General features: G+C 71.7%; 7 protein-coding genes. 5 read left to right on the top strand and 2 right to left on the bottom strand.

The window, feature by feature from the left end; all coding sequences use genetic code 11:
* Window positions 1–215: 215 nt before the first annotated feature.
* Genes D7X96_RS08010 through D7X96_RS08000 form a run of 3 tightly spaced genes read left to right on the top strand, consistent with a single transcriptional unit; the run spans window position 216 to window position 4034 of the window.
* Window positions 216–3173 carry a cation-translocating P-type ATPase gene (locus D7X96_RS08010; RefSeq protein ID WP_121769392.1) on the top strand — a complete coding sequence of 986 codons (2958 nt, stop codon included), beginning with the start codon at window positions 216–218 and terminating at the stop codon, window positions 3171–3173.
* Window positions 3170–3415 (top strand): hypothetical protein, encoded by a 246-nt coding sequence (locus D7X96_RS08005; RefSeq protein ID WP_120551137.1) that lies wholly within the window; start codon window positions 3170–3172, stop codon window positions 3413–3415. Before D7X96_RS08010 ends, D7X96_RS08005 begins: the two co-directional genes overlap by 4 nt.
* A 10-nt stretch (window positions 3416–3425) precedes the next feature.
* Window positions 3426–4034, top strand: a complete 609-nt coding sequence (locus D7X96_RS08000; RefSeq protein WP_121769391.1) for an HMA2 domain-containing protein — start codon at window positions 3426–3428, stop codon at window positions 4032–4034.
* On the opposite strand, the gene D7X96_RS40830 is transcribed toward D7X96_RS08000, so the two are convergent.
* On the bottom strand, window positions 3928–4263 hold the full coding sequence (locus tag D7X96_RS40830) for an aldehyde dehydrogenase family protein (RefSeq protein ID WP_244219493.1): 336 nt from the start codon (window positions 4261–4263) through the stop codon (window positions 3928–3930). The two genes, D7X96_RS08000 and D7X96_RS40830, sit on opposite strands and share 107 nt — an antisense overlap.
* Window positions 4264–4856: 593 nt before the next feature.
* Between D7X96_RS40830 and D7X96_RS07985 the strand changes: the two genes are divergently transcribed.
* Window positions 4857–5798: a sigma-70 family RNA polymerase sigma factor gene (locus tag D7X96_RS07985; RefSeq protein ID WP_120551139.1), complete on the top strand. Its 942-nt coding sequence runs from the start codon at window positions 4857–4859 to the stop codon at window positions 5796–5798.
* Window positions 5799–5808: 10 nt separating this feature from the next.
* The gene (locus D7X96_RS07980) at window positions 5809–6603 is read left to right on the top strand and encodes an alpha/beta fold hydrolase (RefSeq protein WP_208647282.1); all 795 of its coding nucleotides are present in this window, start codon (window positions 5809–5811) and stop codon (window positions 6601–6603) included.
* Between the two features lie 43 nt (window positions 6604–6646).
* On the opposite strand, the gene D7X96_RS07975 is transcribed toward D7X96_RS07980, so the two are convergent.
* Window positions 6647–7912 (bottom strand): DEAD/DEAH box helicase, encoded by a 1266-nt coding sequence (locus tag D7X96_RS07975; RefSeq protein WP_121722539.1) that lies wholly within the window; start codon window positions 7910–7912, stop codon window positions 6647–6649.
* Window positions 7913–8623 lie beyond the last annotated feature (711 nt).

Here is an 8623-nt window from a genome sequence, read left to right as displayed (position 1 = left end):
GCCGCGCCCCACGCACGCAAGGCGGTGCGCGAGCAGGAGGTGTGGGCGCGCCACCGCTGAGACCTCCCACCCCGCCCTGAAGTCGGAGCGAGGTGTTGGCCCTTGGAAGGGTCTGGGCGCCGGTGTCGCCGCGACAGCGTCCCCTGGCACGCAGGGCCGCCTTGTTCCCGCGGGCCACCATCCCCACCTCGGAAGCCCGGTCAGGGGGAGTCCGAATGGTGGTGTTCCTCATGGATGGGCAGTCCGCTTCGGCGAGGGTGGTGCGCCACTCGACCGCGGCGCGCCGGCTGCGCCTGGAGGTCCCTGACCTGCAGTGGAACACCTCGCTCGGCACGCGGCTGGAGGCCACGTTCGCCACCTGGCCCGGCGTCGAGGAGGTGAGCGCGCAGCCCCGCACCGGCCGCCTGCTGGTGCGCTACGCGCCGGAGGCCCCCCTGCTGGCCCGGCTGCACGAGGAGCCCGAAGCGCCGCTCGCCCGCACTCGCAGGCATCACAAGGCCCGCCCGGCGCCAGGCGGACAGCGCGGACCGCGGGAGCCGTGGCACGCGATGACGGTGGACGCGGTGCTGGCGCGGCTGGACGGCTCGACGCACGGACTCTCCTCGGAGGAGGCGGCGCGGCGGCTCAAGCGCTTCGGCCCCAATGTCGTGGAGGAGGAGACGCAGCGCTCGCGCCTGGCCATGCTGGGCTCACAGCTGGCCACCATTCCCACGATGCTGCTGATGGGCTCGGCGGGGGCCTCCGCGCTGGCGGGGGACGCGCTGGAGGCGACCGCCATCCTCGCGGTGGTGGGGCTCAACGCGGGCATCGGCTACCGCATCGAGCGCCGCAACCAGGAGCTGCTCGCCTCGTGGCAGAAGCTGGAGGCGGGCTCGGCGCAGGTGCTGCGCGGCGGCGTGCTCGTCACGGTGCTGGTGGCGGAGCTCGTGCCGGGGGACGTGGTGCTGCTGCGCGCGGGCGACGTGCTGCCCGCGGACATGCGCGTGCTGGACGCGCACCGGCTCTCCGCGGACGAGGCGCCCCTCACCGGCGAGAGCGAGCCGCAGCCCAAGCAGCCCGCGCCGGTGGATGCGCGGGCGCACCTGGCGGAGCGGACGTCGCTGCTGTTCGCGGGGACCACGGTGGCCACGGGCCATGGGCGCGCCCTGGTGGTGGCCACGGGCGCCAACACGGAGATGGCGCGCGTGCGGGAGCTGGTGGCGCAGGAGTCCGCGCCGACCACGCCGCTGACGCGCAAGCTGGGCCAGCTGGACCGGCACGTGGCGGTGGCCTCCGTGGGCGCGGCCGCGCTGTCCGCCGTGGTGGGCCTGGCGCATGGCCGCTCCGGGCCCCAGGTGCTGCGCGGCGCGGTGGCCCTGGGCGTGGCGGCCCTCCCCGAGGGTCTGCCCCTGGTGGCGACCGCGGCGCTGGTGCGCGCCATGCAGCGGCTGCACGCACGAGGCATGGTGGTGCGGCGCGTGTCGGCCGCCGAGGCGCTCGGAGGCGTCACCGTCATCTGTGCGGACAAGACGGGCACCCTCACGCGCAACGAGATGCGGCTGGAGGTGCTGGACCTGGGGGATGGCTCCCTGGATTTGTCCACGCTGCGCACCCGGCCCCAGGCCGTGCTGGAGGACCCGCCCACCCTGGCGCTCGCGCTGGGGCTGCTCAACAGCGACGTGGACGTCCACCACCGCGGCAAGGCGCTGGAGGTGTCCGGCAGCTCCACGGAGAAGGCGCTGGTGGCCGCCGCGCACGCCGCGGGGCTGGACGGGGCCGCGCTGCGCCGCGCCTTTCCCCGCCGCCATCTGCTCGAGCGCTCCGAAGGCATCCACTACGTGGTGAGCGTGCACCATGCGCCCGGCGATGGCGTGGTGGCCTTCATCAAGGGCGCCCCCGAGCAGGTGCTCGGCATGTGCGAACGCACCACGAAGGGGCCGCTGGACGCACGTGAGCGGGAGCGGCTGGCCCGGCGCAACGACGCGCTGGCGGCGGAAGGGCTGCGCGTGCTGGCGCTGGCCTGGCGGCGGCTCCCCGGCGACGAGGGCGCCGCGCCGACGGAGGGCTACACCTTCATCGGCTTCGTGGGGCTGAAGGACCCGCTGCGCGAGGGCGCGGCGGAGTCCGTGCGCCAGGCGCGAGGCGCGGGCATCCGCACGGTCATCCTGACAGGAGACCAGCCCCGCACGGCCGAGGCCATCGCCCGGCAGGTGGGACTGGAGGGGGACACCCTCACCCCGCGTGAGCTGGCGGAGATGCTCGAGCTGCCGGCTGACGCGCTCGCGGAGCGGCTCGAACGCACCGAGGTGCTGGCGCGCGTGACGCCGGAGGACAAGAGCAAGCTGGTGAAGGCCCTGCGCGCGCGGGGAGCCATCGTCGCCATGGCGGGAGACGGCATCAACGACGCCCCGGCGCTCCAGGCGGCGGACGTGGGCGTGGCGGTGGGCGTGCGCTCCAGCGACATGGCGCGCGCGGTGGCCGACGTGGTGATGGCCAGTGAGGACCTGCGCAGCATCATGTCCGCGGTGGGCGAGGGCCGCATCGTGCAGGACAACCTGCGCCGCGCGCTGCGCTTCCTCTTCGCCACCAACTTCTCGGAGATGGCGCTGGTGCTGGGCGCGGGACTGCTGGGGCTGCGGGAGCCGCTCACCCCGCTGCAGTTGCTGTGGATCAACCTCCTCACGGACACGCTGCCGGGAATCGCCCTGGCGCTGGAGCCCGGCGACCCGGCCATCCTCGACCGGCCTCCGGCGCCTCCCGGGATGCCGCTGCTCACGCGCCGGGCGGCGCGGCGGGTGGCGCGCGACGGAGCGCTGATGGCGGGCGTGGGAGGGCTGGGGCTGGCGCTGGGAGGCCCGCCGCTGGCGTTCGGGACGCTCACCGCGGTGCAGCTCGGCTATTCGGCCGTGTGTCGCGCGCCCACGCAGGCGCGGCGCCATGCCCCCACGGACGGCGAGTGGCGCCTCCCCGCTTTCGTCGGCGGGGCCGCGGCCCTGCACGTGGCGGCGCTCACCTTCCCGCCGCTGCGGCGGGTGTTGGGACTTCCGGCGCCCACGCCGCTGACGTTCGGCGGGCTGGCCCTGGGTTTCGTCCTGCCAGGCCTGATGGGCGCGGCGCCCGTATGGAGTGGCCACGCGGTGCGCCGGGTGCGCCGGATGACGAGCACGACTTCCTCACTGGAGACACCCCCATGAAGTTCGACCTTCCCTCCTTTCTGCTGGGCTATGGCGCGGGCGCGGGCACGGTGCTGGCGAGCAGGCACCTGCGGCCGCTCGCCGTGGAGGTCGCCTCCGCGGCCTACCGCTTCGTCGACATGGTCATCGCGCGCGTCGCCATGAAGCAGGAGGACTTCGATGACCTGCTGGCCGAGGCGAAGGCCCGGGCCCGGGGGCGCGAGCGAACGCGACCGGCGGCCGAGGCCCAGGCCCAGGCCTGAGGGAACGCGCATGGAACGGGTCATCTACATCGTCCACACCTCGCCCGGGCGCACGCGCCTGCGGCTGCCGTGGTTGCGAAGCGACGCGAAAGAGGCCACGTCGCTGGCGGACGGGCTCCTCCAGGTGGAGGGGGTCGAGGAGGTGCAGGTGCGGCCCTACACAGGCAGCGTGCTGTGCCTCCACGACCCAGGGCAGCTGAGCCTCGAGGGGCTGTTGGAGGAGGTGCGCCGGAGCACCGGCGTGGACGTGCTGCTGCGCCCCGGTGAAGAGCCGCCCGATGGGGATGCGCTGCTGCGCTCCCTCACCAAGGGGAGCGGTGTGGCGCGCGCAGCCAGCTTGTTCTTCAAGAACGTCAACGTGGACGTGCTGCGAGCCACCGATGGGCACCTGGACCTGGGCACGCTGGCGACGCTGACCTTCGCGACAGCGGGCGCGGTGGAGGTGGCCGTGAAGGGGAAGCTGCCCCCTCCCCCGTGGTTCAGCCTGGGCTGGTGGGCCTTCCAGACCTTCATCAACATGGAGCGCGTGGCCATCCAGCACACCGCCGTCCCGGTGCGCCACAACGGCAACGGGGCCGCGGCGGCGCCCGGTCCGGACGCCGCCGGGTACTCCGAATGAGCTCAATCCGGCCGACCCAGCGGGTGTAGGCGGTGCAGCGCTGCTTGCCGAAGTCGAAGCCCGCTCGAATCTGCGCGCTGAGCGCGTCCCAGTCCGAGAAGTGCGTGATGGCGTAGGCGTTCACACCCTCCATCTCCAGCGCGTAGCGCTTGACCGTGTCACGCAGGCGGCGGTGGACCTCGCCACCGTTGGCGCGGCCGCCAATGAACGCGACGCCCGCGATGAGCATGGGCGGCATGGGAGCCCTGCTGCGGGCGAGGGCCGGGGTAGGTGGTGGGCCAGGAGGGCCTTGCGACATGCCCTGGACGGTGAAGGAGGCCCCCAAGGAGGCCTGCACGTCTCGCTGCAGGGGCACCCCTGCCTTGCGCGGGCGACCGGTTGCCGCGAGCTGCTCGAGAGGGTGCGACCCTCAGCCGGGAGTGACTCCCAGAGCGCCTGCCGCGGTGGCCCCAGCGCCGGAGCCAGGCGCGGCGGCTGCTCGGGCAGCTGAAGGTGACGGAGAATGCAGAAGTTGGTGAGCAGGATCTTGAGCAATGACACACACCGGCCATCCGGCGTGTAGCTGTGACAGATGCCCATGCCCTCGACGCTGCCGAGCCCTTCCTTGCCCGCCTTGCGTTTGCCGCCGCTGCTCGGACACGAGGCGTCGTACTTGGCGGCATCGGCGAGGATCTCCAGCTTCTTGCGCACGTCCATGGAGACAACCCCAGTCACCGCCTCTGACGTGCGACGTAGGGAGAGAAGTGGGCAACCAGGGAAGCAAGGGCCCTCTTTCTCCGCCTGCTGACGTATCCTTTTTCGCCCGTCGCGTGTCTCCCCGACATGAGCACTGAGTCACAAGATCCGCTGGGCGACGCCGTCAAGGCGTCCTGGCGCCGTTTCCTGGATACCTACGAGCCACTCCGCCCGGACCTCTACCGCTACTGTCGGCAGCTGACCCGCAGCCCCTGGGATGCCGAGGACATGGCCCAGGAGACGATGGCCCGGGCGTTCGCGAGCCTCGGCATCATGGCGGAGCCGCCGCGCAGTCCGCGGGCGTGGCTCTTTCGGGTCGCGAGCAACCTGTGGCTCAACCGGATGCGGCAGGCGCGAGAGGTCCCGGCCCCCGACGGCATGGAGGTCCCGGAGCCGGCGACGCGCGCCGAGCCTCGCGCGACGCGTGAGGCCGCGGGAACGCTGCTCTCACAGCTATCGCCGCAGGAGCGAGCCGCGGTCGTGCTCAAGGATGCGTTCGGGATGTCACTCGAGGAGACCGCCGAGGCGCTCTCCACCACGACCGGAGCCATCAAGGCCGCCCTACACAGGGGGCGGGCGAAGCTGGTGACGCAGGAACCGGCCGAGCCGGCACCGGTGGCTCCCGCCGTCCTCGACGCTTTCTGCGACGCCTTCAACGCGCGGGACCTGGATCGTCTCACGGCGCTCCTGCTCGATACGGCGACCCTGGAGTATCCAGGCTTCAAGCTCGAGTACGGGGCCCGGGCGGTCAGGGACGGCTCGTTCCAGGGAACGCTCTTCGGCTGTCCCGAGGGCGGCTACGTGCTCGTGGATCCGCCTCGCTGCGAGCTCCGCGCGCACCGCGGCGAGTCGCTCTTCCTCTGGTGGTCGGGAGAGGAAGTGCATGCCGTCGTGCGGGTGGAGCTGGACGGCGACCGCATCGCGCGGCTGCGCAACTACTACCACGCGCCCGAGGTCCTGACCGAGGTCTGTCGCGAGCTCGACGTCCCGTTCCGCACGCACGGCTACCACCCTGCTGCCTCGCCCTGAAGGAGCTGCCATGAAGATCCACACCGTCAAGTCCGCCGATGGGACGTCCATTGCGTTCGAGACCACCGGCAACGGTCCACCGCTCATCCTGGTGGGCGGAGCGTTCTGCGACCGCACGGCGCCGGCCTCGGGAACACCGCTGGCGGACCTGCTGGCCCAGCGCTTCACCGTGTTCAGCTACGACCGGCGCGGTCGCGGGGACAGCGGGGACACTCCGCCTCATGCGCTCGAAAGGGAAGTGGAGGACCTCGCGGCGCTCATCACCGCCGCAGGCGGATCCGCCGCCGTGTTCGGAAACTCTTCGGGTGGCCTCCTGGCCCTCGATGCCGCGGCGCGAGGACTCTCCATCCCGAAGCTGGTCGTCTATGAGCCTCCCGTCATCCTCGACGTGGAGCGGGCGAGGGCGTTTGAAGGCCTCGCGAAGCAGCTCGACGAGGCCGCCGCGGGGAATCGGCGTTCAGAGGCCGTCGAGCTGTACTTCACGAAGGTGATGCAGATGCCCGCGCCAGCCGTCGCGCAGCTGCGCAAGGCGCCCATGTGGGCGGGCCTCGAGCACCTCGCTCACACGCTGAGCTACGACCTCCTCATCACCGCCCGCGGCCCCTTGCTGCTCGAGCAGATGCCTGCCGTCCGCGCGGCGACGCTCGTCATGGAGGGAGGTGCGAGCCCGGGCTGGATGCGCGAGGCGATCCAGACCCTTGCACGGGCCATTCCCGGCGCACGTCACCGGACGCTGGAGGGACAGACGCATGCCGTCGACCCCAAGGCGCTCGCCCGGGCACTGGAGGAGTTCCTGGGCGAATGACCTCAGGCGCCGGAGCTCCTCGCGCCTTGAGGCAGGGGGCTCCCTATGGCTTGCGCTTCGGGGGATGGCCAGCGGCGGCGGCTTCGCGCAGCTTGTCCTTCTTGCTCTTGCGCCGGCCCTTCACGCCGCCGTTCACATCCAGCGGCGGTGCGGCGGGCGCGGCCGTCTCCGTCGGTTCGAAGCCCGCCACCTGCTCTCGCGCGACGGCGAAGTGGTTCCGCTTCTCGATGAGACGGAAGTGGGCTTCGGTGTCCGCGCTGACGAAGCTGATGGCCACGCCCTGCTCGCCCGCGCGCCCCGTGCGGCCAATGCGGTGCACGTAGTCCACGGTCGAGCGGGGCAGGTCGTAGTTCACGACCGCGGGCAGTCCCGCGATGTCCAGGCCGCGTGCGGCGACGTCGGTGGCGACGAGGACGCGCACGCGCTTCGCCTTGAAGTCCGCGAGCGCCTGTGTGCGGGCCCCCTGGCTGAGCTCTCCGTGCAGCGACGTCGCGGGGATGCCGGCGCGGCTGAGCTTCAGCGCGACATGGTCCGCCGCGTAGCGGCTGGCGACGAACGTCAGGACATGGGACCACGCGTGGGTCTCCAGCAGCTGCCGCAGGAGCATCGTGCGCCGGGGTGCATCCACCCTGATGGCCCGCTGGACGATGAGGTCCGCGGAGGGCAGCTCGCCCTCGTCGACGTCGATGCGCGTGGGCTCTTGCAACAGCCGCTCCGCGAGCGTGCGCACGGAGGGTGGGAACGTGGCGGAGAACAGCAGGTTCTGGCGGCGCGCGGGCAGGAGCGCGAGCAGGCGGTTGAGCTCGTCGGCGAAGCCCAGGGAGAACAGCCGGTCGGCCTCGTCGAGCACCAGCGTCTCCACCTGCCCCAGCCGGAGCGCGTTCTGCTCCACGAGGTCCAGCGCGCGACCCGGCGTGGCCACGACGATGTCCGCTCCGCCCCGGAGCGCCAGCATCTGCGGGTTCGCGGAGACGCCGCCGACCGCGAGGCAGGTCTTCAGCGGCTTCTTCAGGTACCGGCCGTACTGTTGGACGGCTTCGACGATCTGCGCCGCGAGCTCTCGTGTGGGGACCAGGATGAAGGCCCGCACCGGCCGGACCGAACCGCCGGGGCGCGCCCGCAGAGCCTCCAGGAGGGGCAGCAGGAACGCGGCGGTCTTCCCCGAGCCGGTCTTCGCCGAGGCCTGGACATCGCCGCCGCGCAGCACCACGGGAATGGCCGCGCGCTGTACCGGTGTGGGTTCGTCATATCCGAGTTCGGCCACGGCACGGGTGAGCGCGTCCGACAGGCCGAGCGAAGCGAAGGTCATGGGGAGGGGAGCCCTGGGGTGGCACGAAGCGCCGTCATCCTATCCTGCTCCGAGGCTCGACGCGGGAACGAGCGCGAACCAGGGCTCACGCGCATGAGAAGCGGCGGCACCGCAACCCCTTACGAACCGGGCACCTCACCCCAAGGCCACCAGGATCGGAATCAGGCCGCTTCCTTGGCTCCACGGTCGGAGCGCCTTTCCGATAATGGCACCGAAAGCGCGACGCGGGTCGGAGGCTTTCATCGCATGTCCGAGAGTCGGTGAACTCGTGAGCAGGTCGCCGAAGGAGATCGGCCCATACTGCCCGTCCACCTTACAGAACACCTTGCCCGCCAACGATACCGACAGCCGTCCGTCCGAAGACTGCTGCCTGTCCAGAATCCTGGGTCGAATCCAGGAGGGCCCAACCTCTTTCCTCAGTGCTCTCGCGCCCCTGTGGGCCGGTCCCACGCTGCTCTCCACCGGAGGCGTGGCGACCAGCACCACCGGGGCATCACAGCTCGCCTCGGTGCCCGTGGCCTCATTGGATATCTTGCATCGATTGCATGTCTTGCGCATCGAGGTTCCGGCTCGTCCTACCAACGAATGAAAGGGGCTCAATGCACGCAAGCGTGGCGCCATTCGCGGCGAGCCATTCTCCGCAACCTTAGCGGAGCCTTTCGATCCGTCCATCCTCCTGGATCCGGTAGAGGCGCCTTCCGAAAGCGCACC

It is taken from the genome of Corallococcus interemptor (assembly GCF_003668875.1).
In the GTDB taxonomy this organism is placed as follows: domain Bacteria; phylum Myxococcota; class Myxococcia; order Myxococcales; family Myxococcaceae; genus Corallococcus; species Corallococcus interemptor.
The sequence above is the reverse complement of the archived record's forward strand: the minus strand, read 5'-3'. Positions and strand labels throughout refer to the sequence as shown.

Excerpts from the sequence above, each read along its gene's own strand:
- D7X96_RS08005 (WP_120551137.1), top strand. The coding sequence starts at position 3,170 with ATGAAGTTCGACCTTCCCTCCTTTCTGCTGGGCTATGGCGCGGGCGCG.
- D7X96_RS07980 (WP_208647282.1), top strand. The coding sequence starts at position 5,809 with ATGAAGATCCACACCGTCAAGTCCGCCGATGGGACGTCCATTGCGTTC.
- D7X96_RS08000 (WP_121769391.1), top strand. The coding sequence starts at position 3,426 with ATGGAACGGGTCATCTACATCGTCCACACCTCGCCCGGGCGCACGCGC.
- D7X96_RS40830 (WP_244219493.1), bottom strand. The coding sequence starts at position 4,263 with ATGCTCATCGCGGGCGTCGCGTTCATTGGCGGCCGCGCCAACGGTGGC.
- D7X96_RS07975 (WP_121722539.1), bottom strand. The coding sequence starts at position 7,912 with ATGACCTTCGCTTCGCTCGGCCTGTCGGACGCGCTCACCCGTGCCGTG.
- D7X96_RS08010 (WP_121769392.1), top strand. The coding sequence starts at position 216 with ATGGTGGTGTTCCTCATGGATGGGCAGTCCGCTTCGGCGAGGGTGGTG.
- D7X96_RS07985 (WP_120551139.1), top strand. The coding sequence starts at position 4,857 with ATGAGCACTGAGTCACAAGATCCGCTGGGCGACGCCGTCAAGGCGTCC.